14 protein-coding genes are annotated in these 23765 nt (G+C 38.8%); 10 read left to right on the forward strand and 4 right to left on the reverse strand.

Annotated elements, in window-relative coordinates; genetic code table 11:
- Positions 1 to 8: 8 nt before the first annotated feature.
- The 3 genes from ABVT42_RS14655 to ABVT42_RS14665 form a co-directional block, all read right to left on the reverse strand.
- Positions 9 to 353, reverse strand: a complete 345-nt coding sequence (locus tag ABVT42_RS14655) for an anti-sigma factor family protein (protein ID WP_353896436.1) — start codon at positions 351 to 353, stop codon at positions 9 to 11.
- A complete protein-coding gene (locus tag ABVT42_RS14660) occupies positions 353 to 970 on the reverse strand; it encodes an RNA polymerase sigma factor (protein WP_353896435.1) in 618 nt (205 codons plus the stop codon). Before ABVT42_RS14660 ends, ABVT42_RS14655 begins: the two co-directional genes overlap by 1 nt.
- Before the next feature lie 308 nt (positions 971 to 1278).
- The gene (locus ABVT42_RS14665; protein ID WP_353896434.1) at positions 1279 to 2268 is read right to left on the reverse strand and encodes a WD40 repeat domain-containing protein; all 990 of its coding nucleotides are present in this window, start codon (positions 2266 to 2268) and stop codon (positions 1279 to 1281) included.
- 127 nt (positions 2269 to 2395) lie between these two features.
- On the opposite strand from ABVT42_RS14665, the gene ABVT42_RS14670 reads away from it, so the two are divergent.
- Positions 2396 to 3244, forward strand: a complete 849-nt coding sequence (locus ABVT42_RS14670) for an FKBP-type peptidyl-prolyl cis-trans isomerase (protein ID WP_353896433.1) — start codon at positions 2396 to 2398, stop codon at positions 3242 to 3244.
- Positions 3245 to 3321: 77 nt separating this feature from the next.
- Here ABVT42_RS14670 and ABVT42_RS14675 read toward each other — a convergent pair whose 3' ends face one another.
- Positions 3322 to 4305 (reverse strand): SGNH/GDSL hydrolase family protein, encoded by a 984-nt coding sequence (locus ABVT42_RS14675; RefSeq protein WP_353896432.1) that lies wholly within the window; start codon positions 4303 to 4305, stop codon positions 3322 to 3324.
- Between the two features lie 804 nt (positions 4306 to 5109).
- On the opposite strand from ABVT42_RS14675, the gene ABVT42_RS14680 reads away from it, so the two are divergent.
- The 9 genes from ABVT42_RS14680 (at position 5110) to ABVT42_RS14720 (ending at position 23578) form a co-directional block, all read left to right on the forward strand.
- Positions 5110 to 11955 carry an amino acid adenylation domain-containing protein gene (locus tag ABVT42_RS14680; protein ID WP_353896431.1) on the forward strand — a complete coding sequence of 2282 codons (6846 nt, stop codon included), beginning with the start codon at positions 5110 to 5112 and terminating at the stop codon, positions 11953 to 11955.
- Positions 11955 to 18626, forward strand: coding sequence for an amino acid adenylation domain-containing protein (locus tag ABVT42_RS14685; RefSeq protein WP_353896430.1), 6672 nt, complete (start codon positions 11955 to 11957; stop codon positions 18624 to 18626). The genes ABVT42_RS14680 and ABVT42_RS14685 overlap by 1 nt, the downstream gene beginning before the upstream one ends.
- 110 nt (positions 18627 to 18736) lie before the next feature.
- Positions 18737 to 19522 carry a serine aminopeptidase domain-containing protein gene (locus tag ABVT42_RS14690; RefSeq protein WP_353896429.1) on the forward strand — a complete coding sequence of 262 codons (786 nt, stop codon included), beginning with the start codon at positions 18737 to 18739 and terminating at the stop codon, positions 19520 to 19522.
- Complete coding sequence (locus tag ABVT42_RS14695; protein ID WP_353896428.1) at positions 19522 to 20403, forward strand: alpha/beta hydrolase family protein; 882 nt, start codon at positions 19522 to 19524, stop codon at positions 20401 to 20403. Before ABVT42_RS14690 ends, ABVT42_RS14695 begins: the two co-directional genes overlap by 1 nt.
- Positions 20404 to 20430: 27 nt before the next feature.
- Positions 20431 to 20808: a diacylglycerol kinase family protein gene (locus ABVT42_RS14700; protein WP_353896427.1), complete on the forward strand. Its 378-nt coding sequence runs from the start codon at positions 20431 to 20433 to the stop codon at positions 20806 to 20808.
- A 535-nt stretch (positions 20809 to 21343) separates the two neighbouring features.
- Positions 21344 to 21802 (forward strand): Tse2 family ADP-ribosyltransferase toxin, encoded by a 459-nt coding sequence (locus tag ABVT42_RS14705; protein ID WP_353896426.1) that lies wholly within the window; start codon positions 21344 to 21346, stop codon positions 21800 to 21802.
- Positions 21799 to 22029 (forward strand): hypothetical protein, encoded by a 231-nt coding sequence (locus ABVT42_RS14710; protein WP_353896425.1) that lies wholly within the window; start codon positions 21799 to 21801, stop codon positions 22027 to 22029. Before ABVT42_RS14705 ends, ABVT42_RS14710 begins: the two co-directional genes overlap by 4 nt.
- Positions 22030 to 22162: 133 nt before the next feature.
- Positions 22163 to 22615 carry a PH domain-containing protein gene (locus ABVT42_RS14715; RefSeq protein WP_353896424.1) on the forward strand — a complete coding sequence of 151 codons (453 nt, stop codon included), beginning with the start codon at positions 22163 to 22165 and terminating at the stop codon, positions 22613 to 22615.
- 543 nt (positions 22616 to 23158) lie between these two features.
- Positions 23159 to 23578 carry a hypothetical protein gene (locus tag ABVT42_RS14720; protein WP_353896423.1) on the forward strand — a complete coding sequence of 140 codons (420 nt, stop codon included), beginning with the start codon at positions 23159 to 23161 and terminating at the stop codon, positions 23576 to 23578.
- Positions 23579 to 23765: the final 187 nt, after the last annotated feature.

The raw sequence follows: 23765 nt of genomic DNA on the forward strand, positions 1-23765 counted from the left end.
AATCAGGTTTATTGGCTATTATTTTCAACACGACTGGTGTCTTGATTGTCGCTCTTATTATAATGCGTTTCTTTTTGTTGGATGCTTTGCTCGGGAATGTCGCCACAACCAGTGTGGTTTCTTTGTACTTGTCGGTAATGCTCAAGTAATTTTTCTTTTAGTTTTTCATTTAGCGCGACTTTAGGCTCCAATAAATTGATTGTATGAGCCGCTGTTTTAATTTGTTTTCCATATTGACGGCAATAATGACAAATTAGCAGATGTAATTTGAGTTTAATCCACCTTAAGCCTGTGACTGGCTGGTCCAAATTTTCAGAAAGTTGCTCTGCTACCTGTTTACATGAGGGTAACATTAACATTCTCCTGTTTTTTGAAAATGGTCAATAACCTGCAAAATTTTGTCTCTTCCTCTATGGAGTAATACCCTCAGGTTAGACGGGCTGACGTCAAGAATGTTACAAATTTCATCCATTGAAAGCCCGTTTGCGTCTTTCAGCTTAATAGCGACCCTTTGATTTTCGGGAATATTACCCAGATTCTTTTTAATACATTCTTGTAACTCTGTCGCAAGTAATAATTCTTCTGGCGTATTGGTTTCCCATTGTGATGAGGGAGAAACCCAGTGAGCATTTTGATCAAATCGGGGATCATTACGCCAATTATCCTGCATAGATTCCAGGGAGACAGAGCGAGACTCTTTGCGTTGTCTTGTTTTTGCCTCATTTGCAACAATACGCATTATCCAATTTTTTAAAGAGCTGCGACCTTCAAATTTAGGTAATGCTTTGAGCGCCGAAATCCATGCTTCCTGAATAATTTCATCGGCAATCGCCGCGCCTGCAATTGATTGTGCAATTGAGTACATCAGTGAATAATATTGGGTAAATAGTTTTTCGAATGTGGGCTCGTCGCCTGCAATTAAGCGCTTAATCAATTCTTGTTCTTGATAGGGCAAAGCTTTAACCTCCACAAACCTCACCAAATCTGGTGAATTTGGCAATAAGCGATCAGAGGGTCGCTTGTAGAATCGATTGGAATGAAACCTGTAATGTCATGATAAAAGTATCATTATTAAAAACATTCATTATGCAGGAAATATCAATACGAACGTCACTCATTTAGTGTCATTAATTATAAAGTGCGGCGAACCGCACTTTGATACAAAACAGCGATTACATAAACAAACTGAGTTGTAAGGCAGATCAGGTCAAAAAGACCTTCGACGCTAGAATACCAGATTGAGTTATACATTCAAGTAGATGATTAACAGGGGTCTAATTAGTTAACCGACCATTTTTCGGCAAATCCGGCCGAACTTTCACTATAAACAAACTGATCATCGACCGAAAAACTCACCGCATAAACGATTGCTCCTAGCGGTTTGCCGGCATCTCTGGTGCGTACTCGCCATTGTTTGATTCGGTCTCCAGTTTGTGAGTTCCATAAGCTGATGTCTCTACCCGGTGCGCCCGTGACCAGCTGTTGACCACTGTGAGAAAAGGCTGCAGCACTAATGACATATTCACGTTTTTCGAGTTTTAATTGGCTGATTGGTGCCCCGGTTTGCAGGTTCCAGATTGTCGCATTGCCCAGGGTGCCTGAGGTAAATCCTTGCTTACCGCTGGGATCCAGCTTCAATTTTGTTACTCGAGTGGTATGCTCAAAAAGCTGTTGAGGTTTGCCGGTGCGAGTGTTCCATAGAACAGCGCGATAATCATTACCACCAGTAAATGCCCAAAGCCCATTGGCTGACAAATCAACACTGGCAACTTTCTCGTTTCGATGGCCGGTAAATTCAATTCGACGGCCCGTGTTCATATCGATAAAAATAGCCAGTCCGGTTGTTAATCCAATTAATACGTAGCGGCCCTTATCTGATAGCGCGATTGCGGTGATGTCGGCAGGAGTTTTCCAATAGCCATAAGCAAATCCGGTTTGGGTATTCCAAATCACATAGGTGTCCTGCTGTGCGGTGACAGCCCTTGTGCCGTCAGGTGAAATATTGACGGCCGTAATGCCAGCTCCAGCGTCATCTTCACCGTGCGTCCACTGGAACAGGCGCTCGTTATTTTCGATATTCCACAAGCTTGCGCCAAAGTTAACTGAAGAGACTAAGGCCAAGCGTCCATCGGGAGAAATTGCAGCATCTAAACTGCCAATTGCGCTATGTGGCCACTCTGCCACAGATTGTGGTTTTTTTTCACAGCTTGAAATAATTAAAATGCTAACTGATACCAGAACACAACGCTTTAAAATTTGTAATATCATCCACTTTCCTATAGTTGAATACCGAGAGCTGGCACTTCTTTTTTGTTCAGATACAGTATAGACTGCCATTCTATTTAGGGAAAAGTTCCTGGAATTCATAGAAAATTTAAATAAAAGAGGGTTAATCGTGAAAAATTATATCGCATTATTTGCGCTTGGTGTTCTGCTTGCGGGGTGTCAGGACGCCACAGACAAAGCGGCAGACAGCAAAGCAACAACTGATAAAGCTGCGGCCACTCAGGCTGATACTTCAAAAAATGACGCCACCAAAAGTGATGGCCCTAAAAGCGCCAATCAACAAGCATTAGATAAAATGTCAGATGCTGACAAAATGGCCTATGCCATCGGTGCTAACATGGCTGATGGAATTGCGTCTATCAACCGTGACTTCAATTCAATGGGCATTGATATCAATGTTGTGAAAAAGGGATTTGAAGGTGAAATGAGCAAAACTTCTATCATGACGGATGAGCAAGTTAGAGAGCAACTGCAATCATTCCAGCAAAAAATGCGTACTGCTCAGCAAGAAAAGATGCATGCTGAGATCGAAGCGAAAAAAACGGAAAATGAAGCCTACTTTGCAAAGCTGGAAGAAAAAGGTGGCTACACTAAAACCGAATCTGGCTTATATTATAAAGTCATTACGCCTGCTAAAGAAGGGGCGGCCAAACCATCTGCAACCGACACTGTAAAAGTTCATTACACGGGGACGTTTACCGATGGTGAACAATTTGACAGTTCGGTTGGTAAAGAGCCATTCAAGTTTTCTTTACGCGGCGGTGTTATTCAAGGTTGGATAGAAGGTGTTAAATATATGGATGTTGGTAGTAAGTATCAGTTCGTTATTCCGCCAGAATTAGGCTATGGTGAAAGAGATCGCGGTCCAATCCCTGGTGGTTCAATTCTGGTATTTGATGTTGAATTATTAGAAATTGTACAACCTGAAAAAGCAGATACCACTGCCAAAGGCAAGTAAGTTTGTTGGTTGGTTGAATAGAAAGCCGATATTTAATACCGGCTTTTTTTATGCCTTAAATTTAAAACATTGCATCACTATGGGGTTGTATTTTGCACAATAGGCTTTAATAACTCCATTATTTCCTGATCGGTGACGGGCGGTATGTTCAGAGAAAAAGCCTGGTTTAAACTTAAAATAATGGCCTTGGCCCATAAAATATTCCAAGCGGTTCCCGCGTGACCATCACCTAAAATTGAGTGGCTAGGATGATTCCCAACTGAGTTGGAAACGGTCAAAATATTACCGAATCTTTGCTCATGATAAGCAGGTTTTCCGTATTGATCGCGACTTCCCCAATAATTTTTAAACCACTGCCGCTCATTAAAAAATGCAATATTTTTATGATTATTGGCTATTTCAATCAAGTGATTATCAAACTGGTCATATACTCGATCAATCTTTGCAAGCTCAGTAGCTGATTGAAAAAGATCAAAATTTGGTACCCAATGGGCATTATTAAAAATGCCGACCAATAAAATTTTCACCTGTGGATGGTGCTGGTGAATGGATGCTACAGACTGTTGAATAACATCGATACATTGTTTAATGTCTTGTTTGGTTTGCTTGGTAAGACCTTGAGCAGCATAACGTGTCAGCGCAGACTTTTTGCCAAAAGTATTGATGCCAATTCGAATAATAACCACACCCTTTTGCCAAATCTGAGGTGTTTGGTCCATTAGCGAAATTAATTGCGGAGTCTGCGGAAACCTGCCAGTTAACAGATCCGCACATTCTGCTCCCGAAATTGCAAAATTAAATTTAAAATCCTGTTTGCGAGGTGCACGTAGTTCAGTTTGAAACCATTGAGCTATTCGTGCAATTTTTGAGTTAACGCCCCAACTTCCTGGTTCTCCCAGATCAATAATCGGGTTGCGTAATCGATATAAAATTTCTGTCCATTGCCAGGTAAAAGGGCGATACCTGCCTCCACGAGTGTGTTCATCAAGTGGGAGCAAAATATAATCATGATAGGCATGACTATCTGAGTCTCCCATCACTGCTAAAGGTATTTTTTGCACGTTGCTATCACTCATTGTGTGTAGATTTTTAGGGTTGTTTAACAAATCAAGATCAGTGAGAAATCTATTTTCCTCCGGCCATAAAAAAGTGAACAGAGCACATAAAATAATAATGCTCAATAAAGTTATTGCGGTTTTTAGTCGGGGATAAATCATAAAAGTTAAGTGTCTAAAGTAAGTCGATAGGGTTTTAAATAGTGCAAAGGTAGTTTTAATGAGTTTATTTAAATGATCACGTTATTATATATTAAAAAAGTAAACTTTATTCAATCTTAATCACTTCTCATTAAACCAATTAAATCAATCATTCTAAGCGTAAATTTACAATATTAGTCAAGTGACAAGACTATTTAAGAAAAAATGGTTGTACCTGTTAATAAGTCATATTATTGCGAACCGTTTCACGTTATTCTAATCCAAAGACAAAAAGTGATAAAGAAGCGAACAAGCAATAAACTAAAAGTCATAAAGCAAATAAAAATTGAAAATAAATGGAAGCATTTTGGATGATAAATTAGGTAGTAACAACTGATAATCAAAAAAGATAATCAAAAAAGATAATCAAAAAAGTAGTGCTGGATTATTTCTGCGTAAATAGCGATAACAACTTCCAACTTTATTAAAGTTAGTTATCGACATATTTCTACCCCAGTTTCCTCATCATCATAATCAATTTGAGTTCAATTATTCTCTTGCCCAATTGATAAAAATTACTCGTTGTTTATTGATATCGAATTGCCCAGTTTGAACAATTGTCCCGTTAAATAAAAATTTAGATTAATATTGATGATGGAATCTTGAATTATGCCTTTACTTTCGTCGCTTTTTGCTTCATTTCAATCTAATTCACAAAAGGTTGCCATTGAAGATGAAAAGGGAAGTTATTCGTATGAATACCTAAATCATCTTTCTCAATCAATTGCCATTTATCTCGCTGAGCAAGGTATTTCGCAAGGGCAAATCGTCGGTATTCAAATGCAAAACCGAAAACTGGCTATTGCCAGCATTATTGCATTGTTAAAATCAGGCTGTACTTATTTACCTCTTGATCCGGTTTACCCCGAAAAACGCTTGCAGTACATGGTAAAAAATGCCGATTGTCAGTTTATTCTGAGTGATATTCAAGGTTTAAATTATTCGTCGCAAACCATCGTTTTAATTAATGAACTCGACTTTTCTCAAAGGACAAAGTCGCCGGAAAAGCACGAACAATCAACAACAATTGATGTTGAAGCAAACGCACCAACACTGGCTTATATTATTTACACCTCAGGATCGACTGGTGACCCCAAAGGCGTGATGATGAAATATGAAGTGGTCGATAATTTAATTCAATGGCAGAACAATCAATATCCTGCTAATGCAACATTTCGTACTGCGCAGTTTTCTCAATTAAGCTTTGATGTATCTTTTCAAGAAATTTTTGCAACGCTTTGTTCGGGTAGTACTTTGATTTTATTACCGGAACAGACCAGGCGAGATTTTAAATCACTACTGGAATACCTGATTGACCACAACGTTGAGCGAATCTTTATGCCCTATATTGCGCTACTGCACTTATCACAGTGGGCTGTTCGACTACAAGTTTTTCCTCAGCAATTACTACACGTTATTACCGCCGGTGAACAACTAATTATTAATGAAGAAATTAAACAGTTTTTTCAGCAATGCAACCAAGCAAAACTTTATAACCAATACGGTCCATCCGAAACGCATGTGGTTACACAATATGAAATGCCACAGCAAGTGAACCGCTGGCCAGAAATTCCACCTATTGGTAAGCCTATTGATGGCGCAAAAATTATTTTAGTTGCCGATGCAAAGTTGCAAACATCAAACAGTAAGCAGACTAACCCAACGGGTGAAATATATATTGCTGGTGAAGTTTTAGCTGAAGGTTATATTAATAATCAAACCGAAACTGAAAAGCGCTTTACCCCGATTACTTATCAAGGACAAAAAGTTCTGGCTTATAAAACGGGCGACATTGCTGAAGAACTGCATGATGGAAACTTTGTTTATAAAGATCGTATTGATAACCAAGTAAAGATTAATGGCTATCGTGTTGAAACCAGTGAAGTTGAGGCGGCTTTATTGAGTTGTGCTGATATTACCCAGGTAGCCGTTGCTGTTGCGGGTGAGCAATCAGGTAAACAAACTTTGGTGGGCTTTTTAGTACTTAATGATTCAAATTATGATTTGAGTTACGTTAAAAATGCGCAAAAGGGATCTCAAAGTAAAATTCAAAAAGTAAGAGCAGAAATTGCCAAATCATTACCGGAATATATGATTCCTGAGAAATTGGTTGCAGTAGCTGAGCTACTCAAAACACCAAGTGGCAAAATTGATAGACGTAGTATGCTGGCGAATTTCTCCAATACGCAATCGACGACGCCCAATCAATCCGTACAACTAGATCGACAGGTCACTCAAATTATTTGTGAAGCGCTTAATTTAACGGTTATAAACCCGAATATTAGTTTGGTCGATGCTGGTATGAGTTCGCTTAAAGCTAACACCATCGCTGCTCGATTTTATGATGAACTTGCGCTCGATATTCCCGCTTATAGATTATTTCAATATGCTTCAATTCAAATCTTTTTAAATAGCCTTAGCCAGACAACATCAAAAACTCCGCGTCCTCAAAATGAAACTCATGCTGAGCGTCACTCTCGACAAAAAAGTTCACGAGATATTGCAATCATTGGAATGTCAGTCGCTGTACCAGGCGCAAATACTTTAGCTGAGTTTTGGCATAACTTAATTGAAGGAAAAGAAAGTATTACTTTTTCCTCAGCAGCCAAAGATCTGCAAAACCAATCCAGTGATGAAATCTATGCACGAGGTTTAATTCAAAACCCCACCGAATTTGATGCCGCTTTTTTTGCAATCACACCAGTGGAAGCAGAGTTTATTGACCCACAGCAAAGGCTATTACTCGAACAGTCTTGGTTAGCGTTAGAAGATGCCGGTATTGTTGTGCAAAATTTTGCTGGCCAAATTGGTGTTTTTTGTGGTGTTGGCAATAACAGTTACTATTTAAATAACATCCTGCAAAATACATCGAAACTTGATGCTTATGGTAAGTTTCAGGCAATGATTGCAAACGAAAAGGATTACACCGCGACTAGAATTTCTCACAAGCTGAATCTGACCGGCCCCAGTTTGAGTATTGTGACTGCTTGTTCAACGTCTTTGGTTGCTGTAGTAACTGCGGTTCAGTCCTTACGTGAAGGGACCTGTGATATGGCAATTGCCGGTGCCGCTTCTTTAACATTTCCACAACAGCAAGGCTATCAATATCAGGAAGGTGGCATCTTTTCTAAAGATGGACACACGCGAACATTTGATGCCAATGCCAGTGGCACTGTTTTTAGTGATGGTTGTGCTGTGGTTGTATTAAAACGACTTGATTATGCTATCGCTGATAACGACCAAATTTATGCAGTGATCAAAGGTGCTGCAATAAATAATGATGGCGCGGCAAAAGGCAGTTTTTCGGCACCTAGTATTGATGGACAAAAGAATGTCATTTTGAGTGCGATGATTGATGCGGATGTCGATGCTAAAAATATGGACTATATTGAAGCGCATGGCACCGCGACACCACTTGGTGACCCGATTGAAATTGCGGCGCTACAAGAAGCCTTTGAAAATTATACCGAGAATAAAAATTTTTGCGGTATTGGTTCGCTGAAAAGTAATCTCGGGCATTTAACCGCAGCCGCTGGTGCTGCTGGATTAATCAAAACGGCGTTGATGTTAAAAAATAAGCGTATTGTGCCAAGTCTTCATTTTACACAAATTAATCCAGCGATTGATATTCAAAACTCACCATTTTATATCACGAATCAAATGACAAATTGGCCAAAACATAAAAACGAATTCTTGGCTGGGGTGAGTTCTTTTGGTGTTGGTGGAACAAATGCGCATGTGATTTTAGCTAATTATGCAACAGCGGATAAAAATACGAATCATCCATTAGATTTCAAGTTACCGGTTTGTATCAGTGCTAAAAGTTGTGAAGCGTTACAAGCGTATATTAAACAGTATCAAGACTATTTTAATCAGCTATCACTCAGTTTAACCCAAACATCATCATCTTTTGTTGATCCTAATGATATTGCTGTGAGTATTCTTCAGCATCGTACAGCGTTTGATTATCGTGCCAGTGTTGTAATTGATGATTTACAGCAAGCTTCTTTCAATATGGAAAAATTGCAGCGTCGTATAGATTCTTTTGGACAATCCGTTAGCCAAAAAACGGCAAGTAAGAAAGCATTTAACGCAAAACCATTTACCGCACAAAATATTGTCTATCTATTTCCAGGGCAAGGCACTCAGACATTTAAAATGGGGTGTGCCTTGTATGAAAATATCGAAATATTCAGAGTATATTTTGATCAATGCAATGAGATTTTACAAAATGAACATGGCATCGATATTTTTAATATTATTCATCATCAACCATCAGCATTAAATCAGACCGCATTAGCTCAGCCTGCACTGTTTGTTATTGGGTATTCACTGGCACAAACACTTAATCAACTAGACATTAATCCGACACACTGTTTTGGACATAGTATTGGTGAATTGGTGGCGGCAACTATCGCAGAGGTTTTCGATTTAGCAACAGCCATTAAAGTGATTGTCACACGAGGCAAAGTGATGCAGGCACAACCTGCAGGTGATATGTTAGCGGTACATGCAACACTTGATGATATACAGCCCTATTTAACACAGAGCGTAGTCATTGCAGCTTATAATACTGAAGAGTCCAATGTTTTATCCGGACCGTCGGAAGAGATAGAAAACATTGCTCGCCAACTGAATGCAAAGCAAATTGAAACACGCCAATTAGTAACTTCTCACGCTTTTCATTCGCCATTGATGGTTCAGGCCGAAATTGAATTTATCGAAGCGTTGCAGGGAATTACATTAGCAAAACCAATCATTCCTTTTATTTCTTGTGTTAGTGGAACATGGATTAAGGACAGTGAAGCGCAAGATATTGGCTATTGGGCACGCCAAATTGTCAGTCCGGTTAAATATTATCAAGGTTCATTAACACTGAATGAACTGTCAGATACAGTTTATCTTGAACTTGGTCCAAGACAAGTCCTATCAGGATTTTTGATGCAAAACCTAAGTGATTTAACTCAAGTTCGCTTTAGTCCTGCGATGATAAATCCAGGAAAAAAACGTGAAGAACTGAATAATTTTGCTACTTTGTTAGGTCAACTTTGGGAGTTTGGCCTATCGCCAAATTGGTCATTACTAATCGAACAATATTCAAATAAAAGGGTAAAAATTCCTACTTACCCATTTCAACGGAAAACTTTTAAAATTCAACCTTTAATTTCATCGGTCCACCAGCAGCCCGCTGAATTAAATCATCATGACAATATTTTAGATAGTTTCAATTTTGCGACTATCAATTTGGAGCAAGCAACTGTGAATAATACATTAATTGATCAATTAAAAAGCCTGTTTTCGGATGCTTCTGGCCTTGATTTAACTCAAGCAGGCAATGACGAAGGCTTTTTCGAACTAGGATTGGATTCGCTTTTCTTAACACAAGCAGCATTACAAGTTAAAAAAGTATTTAAAGTTAAGGTCACTTTTCGGCAGTTATTGAATGAGTGTGGTACTTTTTCCGATTTGGCAAATTATTTAGCTGAGCAAGGTGTCAACTTGGCCCCACCTGCTCAGCCTCCTATAGCCAATAATCGACATTCTCCTGATCATCAGGCTGCATCGATGCAAGCCAAAGCTGTAACGCAAAATACGCAAGCGATTCTGCCGCAACAAACCGGCATACAGCAACAAGCCTCTATACCACAACTAACAACAGTTACCGCATCACTTAATGCTGGAGCCCATGTTGATATTAACGGCCTGACTCAATTACTAAGTCAACATGCACAGCTATTAAATAGTCAAACTCAGTTATTGACCCAAGCGCTAGGGCAGCAAAATATACCTTTATCCGCGATAACTGCCGCGCAGGCTGCTCCTCATTCAGTCGATACTGCGCAACAGGCAAGTGCAAGCACCGTTTTACCATCAAACGAAACAACGGCTAAAACCGGTGTAACTGGTGAAAGTAAGGCAAAACCATTTGGCGCTTCGGTGAGAATTAATGTTAAACGAAGTAATGAGCTGACAAGTAAACAACAATCTGATCTGCAAGCACTGTCAGACCGTTATAATGAAAAATTTAAAAGTTCTAAAAGCTTTGCTCAAGAAAACCGTAAGCAGTTGGCTGATCCTCGCGTTGTTTCGGGATTTCGAAATACACTCAAAGAAATTATTTATCCCATTGTTGTTGAAAAATCTGCTGGCGCATATTTATGGGATATTGATGGTAATCAGTTTATCGATATTACTTGTGGATTTGGTTCAAACTTTTTTGGTAATGGTGCCGATTTTATTCGTGAATCTGTTGCGGCACAATTGCAACAAGGTTACGAAATTGGCCCACAAAATCCTTTAGTTGCAGAAGTGTCAAAAGGGTTTTGTGAAATGACAGGTCTTGATCGAGTCGCTTTTTGTAATACCGGATCCGAAGCTGTTCTTGGTGCTATTCGATTAGCACGAACAGTGACGGCTAAAGATAAAATTGTTATGTTTGATGAGGACTATCATGGCATTAATGATGAGGTGATTGTAAACCGAAATAATCAAGGTACCTCAATAGCTGCTGCAGCGGGAATTCCTCAAGCTGCTGTGAGTGAAACGGTTATTTTAGATTATGGACAAGACAGCGCACTGGATTACATTCGCGAACATGCTGATGAAATTGCTGCTGTATTAGTTGAGCCTGTTCAAAGTCGAAATCCCAGTTTACAACCGAAAGCTTTCCTCGAAAAGTTACGCGCTATTTGTACCGAAAATGAAATGGCATTAATTTTTGATGAAGTTATCACTGGGTTTAGAATTCATCCTAAAGGTGCTCAAGGTTACTTTGGTATTCAAGCCGACTTGGCCACCTATGGTAAAGTTATTGGTGGGGGTATGCCTATTGGCGTAATAGCCGGGGCGAGCGAATACATGGATGCACTTGATGGCGGTTATTGGCAATATGGGGACGACTCGGCACCCGAAGTTGGTGTGACTTATTTTGCAGGTACCTTTGTGCGTCATCCTTTGGCATTAGCGGCAGCAAAAGCGGTATTAAAAAAACTAAAAGCAGAACCGGAAATTCAAAAGAATCTTAACCAAAAAACAACACAAATGGTTAAAACACTAAATGATTATTGTCAATCTGTTGGTGTGCCAATAAAAATTGCCAGTTGTGGTTCATTATTTAAAATAAAAATTCCACAAGAAATACCTTATGAAGAGTTGCTTTATGTATTGTTGAGAGAAAAAGGAATACATATTTGGGATGCCAGACCATGCTTTTTAACGACTGCGCACAGTGACAAGGATATCGCACAGTTTATCAATCAATTTAAAGCTGCAATCGATGAAATGTTAGATATGGATTTTTTACCGTCTGAAAAACCAAAAGCGGCTAAAACATTTAATGCTGAAGAACCGCCGGTAGCGGGTGCACGATTAGGCAAGGATCGTAAAGGAAATCCTGCCTGGTTTATTGAAGACCCGGAACGTCCTGGTAAATACTTACAAATGGAAACTGTATAATGTCACAAATTAATACCCATGCGGTCGATTTTGACCCATTTGCTGAGGGGGCGTTAGCCTTAACTTGTGCAACCACTGAAGCACAAAAGGAAATCTGGTCGTCGATTCAAATTCATGAAAAGGCAACCTGTGCATTTAATGAGTCGATTACCTTGCACTTGCTGGGACAGTTAAATATTGATGAGTTAAAAAGTGCTATTAACTTTTTAGTCAATCGACATGAGGCATTAAAAACAACATTTAGTGAAGATGGTGAAAGCTTATGTATTGCCGAATCATTAAATGTTGACTTAACAATTGTTGAGACTGCTCAGCAAAGTTTACAAGAAAAACTCGAACAGTTACTGGATGATGAAGCGGAGTTAGGGTTTGATTTACAACATGGGCCGCTTATTCGATTTACCTTACTCAAAACAGCTACTGATGCGCAAACTACACTAACAAATGAAACTGACCAACATTACTACTTAATTTTAACGGCGCACCATATTATTTGTGATGGTTGGTCTCTTGGTATTTTATTGTTCGATCTGGCTAAAGTTTACAGTGCATTTGTTAATTCGAAAATGCCTGAGATAGAAGCCGCTTTCCCTTTTAGTGAGTATGCTCAAGAAAGTGAAACTGAAATTAATCAACAAAATGATGAGGCCTATTGGACGCAACTTTTTTCTCAATTTACCCCCGCGTTTGAATTACCGACAGACCTGCCAAGGCCTGGCTTTCGAACCTTTAATGCCAAACGAATTGACTTTTCAGTTGATATTAGTGTAATCGAGCAAAGCAAACAACTGGCATCATCGTTAAAGTCAAGTTTAACATCGCTGATGATGGCTGCGTTCGCTGTGTGCCTGAATCGCTGGAGTGGTGAAGAAACTTTAGTGATTGGTATTCCGTCAGCGGCTCAGCCTGCTTATTCACCTGAGGGATTAGTGGGGCATTGTGTTAACTTATTACCTATTCCGGTACAGGTTAATCCACAACAGACATTCGATAAATTGGTTACCCAACTTAGTGATAGTGTCATTAGCGCTTATGAACACCAAAATTACACTTTTGGTAGTTTATTGAAAAAATTGCAAATTAAACCCGATCCTTCTCGTATACCATTGGTACCGGTGTTATTTAATATTGATCGTGGCATTCAAGATGGTGAGCTGCCATTTGCTGGTTTACATACGGCGTTTTTATCAAATCCAAGGCATTACGAAAACTTTGAAATGTTCATTAATGCTGCTGATTATGGTAATCGCTTTATCATTGAGTGCCAATATAATACGGATTTATTTTCGGCAGAAAATATTCAAGCCAGACTTAAAGAATTTGTTACCGTTCTTGGTGAAATTAATCAACAATATTTGTCACCGTCTTTAGAACACACTGTAAATCAATCAGCAAGAGCAATTTCTCAAATTAAATTATTGTCGAGAGATGATGAAAATTTAGTGATAGCACAGGATAATCAAACGGATATCGAATTACCTAATACGCTATTAATTCACGACAACATTAATCTCACTGCACAAAAATATGCTGATAAAATTGCGGCTGTTGCTGGTGAACAACACTTGAGTTATGTGCAGCTCAATAATCAAAGTTATCAATTTGCGCGCTATCTAATTGATTGCGGTGTAACTAAAGGGACATTGGTGGGGGTCTCGCTCGAACGAAATGAGAAAATGCTGGTTGTATTGCTTGGCATATTGAAAGCCGGAGCAACTTACGTGCCTCTCGATCCACAGTTTCCTGCAGATCGAATTGCTTACATGATTGACGATGCGCAATTAAGCTTTGTAGTTACGCAATCAGACTTTGGTGGGATTTTTTCGAGGGTAGAGCACATACTGCTAATTGATGAACTGGCGGAAAAAATTGTTACGCTAAGCGATACGCCATTTGATGCTCAGGTAAATAGTGACGACCTTGCTTATATTATTTATACCTCGGGCTCTACAGGAAAACCTAAAGGAGTAATGGTTCATCATGGTGCGATGATGAATTTTCTGTTCAGCATGGCACAGCAACCTGGTATAACGCCGCAAGATGTTTTGTTAGCAGTAACCACGCTTTCATTTGATATTTCTATTCTTGAAATATTTTTACCATTGCTTGCCGGCGCGTGTGTTGTTATTGCAAATAAAAATGAATCTACTGATGGACGACAGTTAATCGAATTAATTCACAAACATGCAGTGACAATGATGCAGGCAACGCCTGCCACTTGGCAAATGTTGTTGTTAACCCAGTGGCAAGGTAAAGCCGACTTAACTGCGTTATGCGGCGGTGAAGCTTTGGCAAAAGACTTGGCAGAAAAATTACTTAATAAAGTGAAATGTTTGTGGAATATGTACGGGCCAACCGAAACGGCTGTTTGGTCTTCTTGCACCCAAATTATCGATAGCCAGCACTTTGGTATCGGTAAACCTATTGCGAATACTCGGTTTTATATTTTAGATGAGGCGCTAAACCCAGTGCCCAATGGGTTAGCGGGAGAATTGTTTATTGCTGGTAAAGGTGTCAGTCAAGGATATTTAAATCGTACAGATTTAACTGCGGAAAAGTTTATTGCAGATCCTTACTGTCAAAATGAAATGATGTATCGCACCGGTGATTTGGTTAAACGGCAATTTAATGGCGAATTAGAATATATTGGTCGCTTGGATAATCAGGTGAAAATCCGAGGTTATCGCATTGAATTAGATGAAGTCGAAGCGGTCGTTAGAAAATATCCCGAAGTGATCGATTGTGCGTTAGCGGCAAAAACTCATCAGGCTGGCGATAAAAGACTGGTGTGCTATGTTGTCTGGAAAAATATTGAGTCAGCAAAAAGCGAAACGAATGAATCTGCACAAGCCAATACGCTAGCACAACTAACAAGGTTTATGCGAGACTGGCTGCCTGATTATATGATACCGCAACACCTGGTCAGTCTGGAAAGTCTGCCAAGAATGCCAAATGGTAAACTAAACCGCAAAGCTTTACCTGATGTTAAGTTAGAGAAGAATCATTCAAGTGAATTTTCTGCGCCACAGACAGACACTGAAAAATGGTTGGCCGAGCAATGGAGTAATATTTTATCCGTTCGTAAAATTGGTCGAGACAGTGACTTTTTTGCGCTTGGTGGACACTCGCTGTTAATCGCACACTTAATTCAACAAATTGCCAGTGACAAGTCGATTCATTTGCAATATCGCGATTTATTTGATTATCCGCAATTATATCAACTGGCAGAAAGAATAGATAACTTTAATCAACCACTTGTCGCAAACACCCACAACATTCCTAAAAAAGATGACGATACCGCAAATATCCTTTCTCTTGCACAGCAACGGTTGTGGTATCTGGATAAATTAGAAACGGGAACGGTGCTATATAATTTACCATCGGCTTTTCGATTCATTGGTTCATTGAATATCGCGGCATTAGAAACAAGTTTTCAGGATATGCTGACACGTCATGCCAGTTTGCGAACCAGTTTTTCAGAAGATGCGGCAAGTCCCGTTCAAATTATTCATGAACAGCTAAATTTTAAGCTAGAGCTGACAGACTTATCTGAATTTGCTGAACACAAAGAAAGTGAACTTCATCGACAACTTAATCTACTGCAATCACATGTCTTTAAACTGACAGATGCGCCTTTATTTTTAGCAAAGTTGTTTTGCTTGTCAGAGACCGAGCATGTTCTCTTTTTTATGCCTCATCATGCAATTTTTGATGGTTGGTCATTTGATATTTTTCTACACGAATTGACAACCGGATATTGCCAGCATATTGGGCAGCCTACCAATTCGCTCCCTGAACTACCGATTCAATATACCGATTATGCTCATTGGTTACGTGAATATTTAAGTGGTGATGAGTTGAATCAACAGCTGCAATACTGGACTGAAAATTTAGCTGGCAATTTGCCTGTGCTGGAAATGCCACTAGATAAACCCAGACCTGAAGTTGCCAGTCATTTGGGGGAAGAAATATTTTTTGATATTCCTGAGCAAGCATTTGAAAAAATAATTGCCTTGGCTAATCAGCAAGGGGTATCGGTCTTTATGGTGATGCTCAGTATTTATAGTGTATTACTTTATCGATATACCGGACAAAAAGATCTGATTATTGGTGCCCCGATGGCTGATAGAACCCGCGCTGGCACAGAAAACCTGATCGGCTTTTTTGTCAATGCCTTAGTGCTGCGTATTCCTATTTTACCGGATAATTCATTTTCGCAGCTTTTACAAAACGTTAAAGAAATCTGTCTCTCTGGTTTTGCCAATCAAGATACGCCTTTTGAAAAAATTGTTGAAGTTTTGCAACCAGAAAGAGACTTTAGTCGGGCGCCACTTTTTCAAACATCATTAACTTATCAGGATGTTTCTGCACGCGAAAATCATATGGGTGATATTGATATTCAGCAGATTGAAATTCCCAACCATTGTGCACCATTAGATATTAATATTTGGTTAAAACGACGTGGAAATAAAATTTCGGGTGCGTTTGTTTATAACTGTGCACTATTTGAACGCGAGAGCATTGAACAGTTCAGCCGCCACTTCATTTCACTAGTTAGTCGAATTAACGATTTGACTGAGCAGTCATTATGGCAGATACCTTTGTTAACAAAGGCCGAGTACGAACAAGAAATTTCACGTAATCATCCGCCAATTAAACAATGGCAAACACCTTCTTTATTACACGAATTATTCGATGGTGCGGCTGAATTACATGCTGAAAAAATAGCGGCGAGTTGCTCGGGCACTACTCTCCAATATGCAGAGTTACAACAAAAAAGTAATCAGTTTGCCAATTATTTAAATGCTCAAGGGATTGAACGAGGCGTGATGGTTGGCTTGTGTGTTGACCGTTCGGTCAATATGCTTATTGCCATGCTGGGCATTTTAAAAGCGGGTGCTGCTTATATTCCGCTGGATCCAGAATTTCCGACGGAACGGCTTGATTATATGATACAAGATGCGTCGCTTGATTTTGTTGTTACCGAGTCTGCCCATTTAAATAAACTGAGTGCTGTCGATAAGCACATTGTTATTGATGACATCAGCCAATTAATTAACAACCTACCGAATGGCTTAAGTTTTCAAGCAGAAACAACACCTGATGACATTGCTTATGTGATTTATACATCGGGTTCGACGGGAAACCCAAAAGGTGTATTAGTTCAGCATTCTGCCGTGGTTAATTTTATTAATAGCATGTCAATTAAACCTGGTATTACCGCTGATGATAAACTTTTAGCCGTAACAACTTTATCTTTTGATATTGCGGTGCTTGAACTGTATTTACCTATTACCAACGGCGCACAAGTTGTTATTGCCACTCGACAAGAAGCAAACGATAGTCGATTGTTATTAAAAATATTCAAGCAGCACTCAATTAGCATCATGCAAGTAACGCCGGCAACCTGGCGACTGCTAATTTCTTCCGGTTGGTCGGGCAAATCTACAGATGGCGATAGTCAACAAGCTAAATTAAAAGCGCTGTGTGGTGGTGAAGCCTTACCCGCAGACTTGGCTGCGACATTAACCCAGCGATGCGATCAACTTTGGAACATGTATGGCCCAACAGAAACGACTGTATGGTCGAGTTGCGGAATGATCAGTGAATTGGCGAGTGCATCTTCACATGGTACGAGTGAAAATTCTGTATTAAATGCGGTCACTAATTTTAGTCCCGATATTGGCCAGGCTATCGACAATACACAACTTTATGTGCTGGATGAAAACCTTAATCCTGTACCTACCGGTGTTTCTGGCGAATTATATATTGGTGGTGCAGGTGTAACTAAGGGCTACCTGAATCAGCCTGAATTAACTGAACAACGCTTTATCGACAACCCTATCAGTGGCTCAGGAAAAATTTATCGTACGGGTGATAAAGCGCGTTATTTATCTGATGGCCGACTACTATGCCTGGGGCGATTAGATAATCAGGTAAAGGTAAGAGGATATCGAATTGAATTGGGTGAAATTGAATCTGCGGTTCGCCATCATCAGTCAGTTCAAGATTGTGCGGTGACGGTAATTGGATCGGATTCTGGCGATGTCAGATTGGTTTGTTTTGTGGTTTGGCAATCTGGGCATTCCCATACAGTTACCGAAATGAGAAATTTTCTACGAGAGAGACTGCCGCAATATATGATTCCACAGCATCTCGTTGAACTATCAAGTTTGCCGCAAACGCCCAACCTAAAATTAGATAGAAAAGCATTACCTTCATTGTTTAAGGCACAAAATACACAGCAACGCTATGTGCCACCCAAAACAGAGATGGAGAAATGGCTGGCTGCGCTATGGTGTAAGATTATCGGCATCGATCAGGTTAGTCGGCATGATAACTTTTTTGATCTGGGAGGGCATTCATTGCTCTCTATGCAAGTCATTAATCAGATTAGTCAAGAAAAAAATATCGATATTCATCCTCGGGAATTATTACTCGAGAATTTAAGTACTATCGCCAGTAAAATATCTGAAAGTCTATTGATAACGACGAGCAATTCTCAACTTGAGAATTCAAAACAGAAAGTATCAGAGACTTCGGTTGCTGAAAGACACCATCTAGATGATAAAAATGCAAAAAATAGTGTGTTAGACAAAAATAGCATTAAAGAAAATCAATCTGGAAAAAATGGTATAAAGCGTATCTTTAAAAAAATATTTAAATCCTGAATACCGAAAATTTACCGATGAGGTGTTCAGTTAATTTAACAATTAATCAATGATGAATATTTGAAAAAGTATTTAAAAAACTTATTTGGGAAGAAGAGTAGAAAATTAGCATGCATAGCTTTCATTTTGGAAATAGCCAAGAGCCTCTTTATGGTGTTCACCATGAACCTGTTGGAACCGCCTTTAGGCAGTCGGCGGTTATAATCTGCAATCCGATTGGCCATGAATATTATCGTGCTCATACCGCACTTTGTACCTTAGCCGATCGCTTGGCCAATAATGGCTATCATGTACTTAGATTTGATTATCGCGGTACTGGCGATTCATTTGGTGAGTTGGCCGATTACAGTGTAGCAGACTGGTGTGATGATATTATGCTGGCGGCGGATGAGTTAAAAGCAATGAGTGGTGTTAATAATATTGTCGCCATCGGATTACGTGCTGGCGCGCTATTAACATTGCTGACCGCTAAAAATTATTCATTTGACCAGTTGATTTTATGGGATTGTATTACTCAGCAGTCATCAGTTGGGCAAAACCTGCAAGCGATGCATCGTCAATTTTTACAAAGTCAATATTGGTTCAAGTATCCGCAAGATAGTCAGGTAAGTGAAGTAAATGAATATTTAGGATTTCATTACTCAGCCGATTATTTAAAATTTTTAAATGGTGCTGATGAGCAATTGGTTGAACTACCTGACTATTTGCCAGTTACGTCTATCTATTCGACAAAAACACCAGAAAATATTGATAGCGAAAATATGTTTAATAAAATGTTTAACGAATATCAATGTCACTATATTGATGAGGCGATTCATTGGAATGATGTGATGAAACATGATATTAAATTAACAACAGCCGATACCTTAACCTTTATTGAGGAGGCGCTATCTTGATGCGAGAAATAGTTTCAATTTTTGGACGAAATAATAACCTGCAAGGCATATTGAGCTTGAATGATCAAAGCGGTAAGCCGCCAATTGAAAACGATACTATGTTAGTTGTCTTAAATGCAGGTACTGCTCATAAAGCCGGACCTTTTCGCTTGAATGTTGATATTGCACGATATGCTGCTAAAAACAATATCAATGCATTTCGATTTGATCTGGGTGGATTAGGCGATAGTATTAAAGTCCCCAGTGCTTTAACCCATGAAGAAAGCGTCCTGAATGATATTGAAGATGCATTGGATTTTCTTGAATACAAATATCAAGCTAAAAATTTTATTGTCATAGGCTTATGTACGGGAGCCGTTCACTCACACAAAATGGCATTAAAAGATGAAAGAGTCATCGGTTGTATCTGGTTAGACGGTTATGGATACCCAACCAATAAATTTCATTTTTTACGTTATGCACAAGTTGCAGTTGACCCGGTTCGTCTGGCTTCTTCTGTTTCAAAAAGAACCATTGGAAAATTATTTGGCAGCAAAGACAAGGCCAAAATGTTAAATGGTGAAAGTGTTGATGAGTATATTTGGAAACTGCCACCAATAGAGCAGTACATTGACGAAATGAATTTTCTCAAACAACGTGATGTTAAGTGCTTATATATTTTTACCGGTGGTATTAACGAGTATTATAATTACGAAGCTCAATTTACCGATGTATTTGGTGATTATGACTTTATGAAAAATGTTGACATCAAGTACATTGAATCAGCCAATCATACTTTTGTTGTGCGTCGAGATAAACAAGTGATGTTAAATGTGATTGGCGATTGGCTCAAAAAAATACTGAAGGTTGAATCAAACACAGGCACTGCGAATACTGATTAATGCTTAAAGGATGATGGGTTAAAACTAATGAGCCATGCGTTTTCATTAATAGCGAGACTGAAAAGTTTTCGCTATGCCCTTGCTGGTATTGGAGAGTTGCTTAAAAGCCAGCACAATGCCTGGGTTCATTTAGGCGTAACTGTTGGTGTCGTTGTCGCTGCATTTTATTTTCGTATTAATCAAATAGAATGGTGTATTGTTATTTTTGCTATCGTCATTGTCTGGGTGGCAGAAGCATTGAATACTGCGCTTGAATTTTTATGTGATCACGTTTCATCTGAATTTCATCCATTGATTAAAAAATCAAAAGATGTTGCGGCTGGTGCAGTGCTTTTGAGCGCAATCGGTGCAGTGGTGATTGGTGTGATTATTTTCGGACCGTATATTAAATCATTAACTGGTTAGTAAGCCGGGCGTTTTAAAAAGACATCTTTAAAATACTTATGAATACTCCAATCATTAATTGGAACCCTTGCCTATTGTTTGACTAAATTTGCTACCAGCAAAATTGAAAATCGTACTTTTAAGGTTTTACCTTTTTGTCTGATAGGCGGCGCAAATAGCAAGTTGCGATTAGATTGAAAGGGGATTTATTTTTTCGTGCAAATTGAATTATTAGTCTAGAATTTTATAGCCTTTCACGATATTTTTTCCTCAAATTGTTTTAAATATACATCACTTATAGCAGTTGTCTTTTATCAAGCATTTGTAATTACTACGCTTCGTAATTGTTAAGTTGCTGATTTAATTAATAAACACAAATGACGCTTATATTTATATTCAGTAAAGCGGAGTAATTACCTCTTGAAAATTACTTTCTTCTTTGTAAAATGCCGATATTAAAAGTAATTTGGAATCAGTAAAAAACTCGCTTGAAGATTAATGGGATTTACTGCGTTTAATCAGCTGTTATATTTAAACAAACTATGGAGATAGAAAAATGATAGAGGTACTAAAGGATGTATTAATTTCTTCGGATGATATTGATCAATACTATGAAGAGGCTCCCGTTAACCTTTGGAGAGCAAGAAAAATTAGGCAGGTGGGATCTCTTTTTGGTTTAGTTGAAGAAGATAAAGTATTATCCAATGGTCAAATTCGTCCAGCGGATATAACCGTTTTTACTAAAAATGGCACTAAATGGGTTACATGCAAGCCTTCTCCAAGAGGGATCAGCACGTTCGATAGACCGAATACATTTAAAGGAAATTCATGGGAATATTATAAAATCCCATGTGGTACGCTACTTCCTGTTGGTCTTGCTATAGTCAAAGACAAATTTAATAGGCGAATGGGAGCAACACATTATACTATTGCTCCCGCTTATGATATGCCATTATCCCAATTTAAGTCGTTATTAGACCGTCTCGCAACGCTAGTAATAAGGGAAGCAATATGAACTTGGATATATCAAAACAGCATTTGATTCTACTAGTTTCAGCTTTAAATGATGCCATTAAATATAATGAAGGTTTTTTGCGAAGCGAAACCATCAAAGATATATCCGATTATGAAGATCATTTACTCTGTTTAGAAAATTGCCAGGGTTGGCTAGAAGATGAATATAAGCGTCTAAGAGAGACTAATTCAGATTTAATGGAGTATGAAAAAATAATCGGAATATAACAAACGGCTGCAGCGGACAAATTTTCGCTGTCTCCTTTTTTGCAAAAATACGCAAAAAAGCGGCCATCAAAAACTTGCTCGGTGAGCCGAGCGCTAGTGCTCAATCAGAATCAACAACAACGGAGAAAACCAAATGGGATCATATATTGAATCGAACCTTATTAAGGATGAGAAAGTGCAATATGAAGGGAAGACCAGCATCTGGTCATTGCTACCAAAAATTTTATTGGGGTTAATATTACTTCCATTCTATGGCATTGGCCTTATATTATGGGGGGCGGCAGCTATCACGTACTACACCACAGAACTTGCTATTACTAATAAGCGAGTAATCGCCAAATTCGGTCTTATCCGAAGAAACACGGTCGAAATGAATATCTCAAAAGTTGAGAGTATTCAGGTAGATCAAAGCATTCTCGGACGTATCTTTAACTTCGGTAGTGTACTGGTTTCTGGGGCAGGCGACCCAAAAGCTCCAATCCCTGGAATCTCACATCCGCTCAAGTTTCGAAAAATGTTCTTTGAAGTTCAGGAAGGCAGCAGTACGGCTATTCCTCAAACTAGTCCAGCGGCAGAAGTAGCATAAGCACTAACACAAATGAGCCGTTTCTAAGTCAATAAACAAAACAATTCTTTTCGGTCATGTTAGTGGCCGATTTCTTTTCAAAAAGTATTATCATTTTCTTCGTCTGTCGGACCATGAAACAGGACAGCCTCAACCACTGTTTTTTGAGGGATTGAGGTTAAATTGAATTGTGAGATATTTTATTCATATTTATAATTTTTTGTATTTCATAATTTCAAACGTTAAGTTTTAAAGTCGATGTTTTAAGTGAGCATTTGTATTGACTACGCTTTGTAATTGGTAAGTTGCTGATTTAATAAATAAACACAAATTATGCTTGTTTTTACATTCAGTAAAGCGGAGTAATTACCTCTTGAAAATTACTTTCTTCTTTGTAAAATGCTGATATTAAAAGTAATTTGGAATCAGTAAAAACTCGCTTGAAGATTAATGGGATTTACTGCATAGAATATGCTGTTAAGAGTCCCAATGAACAATATTATCAAATCAATTTTACTATCTTTTATATTATGTTGCGGTAACGTAATTGCAGAGGAGCCAAGGATGTCTGAAGAACAAGCGCAGAAAACATGGGATGAGTATCACGATAGAATAAAGAATCGAAGATTAGCTCAAGTTAAAATAATTAACGAGCAACTAAAAGATGCTGGCGTGACAAGCGATTCAGATCTTGTCCTCGACTTCAAATTTTTTACTCCAAAGCAAAGTGGTGCTGAAGGAATAAAAGAGCAACTAAGTGAAAATTATGAAATGACCATCAGCCAAGAAGGTGATTATTGGAACATTAACGGAACAACTAGGCCGTATTCCATCAACCTAGATCCAGAGCAGCATGTTGGCTGGGTAGAATTTATGCATGATGTAGCGCTTTCGTATGGTTGCATATTTAGTGTATGGACTGTCACAGACGTTAAGACCAACAAAACATGGTCCAATGAAAAAATCGAAACAGAGTTTGACTAAATCGACTCTTAACAAGAGCAGGCAGCGCGACATTTTACTCGCGACTTCGCTGCTTCTAAAATGCCGCTGCTGCGGTCGTTAAATGGAAAAATGATAGAAATTAAGATAACACCCTCAAACTTGGTGCCCAAAAAATTATTATTAGAGGCAGATCCATCTATTGATCATATTAATCAATATTTAGCAG

It is taken from the genome of Aliikangiella maris (genome assembly GCF_040719265.1).
In the GTDB taxonomy this organism is placed as follows: domain Bacteria; phylum Pseudomonadota; class Gammaproteobacteria; order Enterobacterales; family Kangiellaceae; genus Aliikangiella; species Aliikangiella maris.

Bases quoted from the DNA above. Each gene is read 5' to 3' on its own strand.
- ABVT42_RS14690 (WP_353896429.1), top strand. From the start codon at position 18,737: ATGCATAGCTTTCATTTTGGAAATAGCCAAGAGCCTCTTTATGGTGTT.
- ABVT42_RS14705 (WP_353896426.1), top strand. From the start codon at position 21,344: ATGATAGAGGTACTAAAGGATGTATTAATTTCTTCGGATGATATTGAT.
- ABVT42_RS14655 (WP_353896436.1), bottom strand. From the start codon at position 353: ATGTTACCCTCATGTAAACAGGTAGCAGAGCAACTTTCTGAAAATTTG.
- ABVT42_RS14710 (WP_353896425.1), top strand. From the start codon at position 21,799: ATGAACTTGGATATATCAAAACAGCATTTGATTCTACTAGTTTCAGCT.
- ABVT42_RS14695 (WP_353896428.1), top strand. From the start codon at position 19,522: ATGCGAGAAATAGTTTCAATTTTTGGACGAAATAATAACCTGCAAGGC.
- ABVT42_RS14720 (WP_353896423.1), top strand. From the start codon at position 23,159: ATGTCTGAAGAACAAGCGCAGAAAACATGGGATGAGTATCACGATAGA.
- ABVT42_RS14715 (WP_353896424.1), top strand. From the start codon at position 22,163: ATGGGATCATATATTGAATCGAACCTTATTAAGGATGAGAAAGTGCAA.
- ABVT42_RS14665 (WP_353896434.1), bottom strand. From the start codon at position 2,268: ATGATATTACAAATTTTAAAGCGTTGTGTTCTGGTATCAGTTAGCATT.
- ABVT42_RS14700 (WP_353896427.1), top strand. From the start codon at position 20,431: ATGAGCCATGCGTTTTCATTAATAGCGAGACTGAAAAGTTTTCGCTAT.
- ABVT42_RS14685 (WP_353896430.1), top strand. From the start codon at position 11,955: ATGTCACAAATTAATACCCATGCGGTCGATTTTGACCCATTTGCTGAG.
- ABVT42_RS14680 (WP_353896431.1), top strand. From the start codon at position 5,110: ATGCCTTTACTTTCGTCGCTTTTTGCTTCATTTCAATCTAATTCACAA.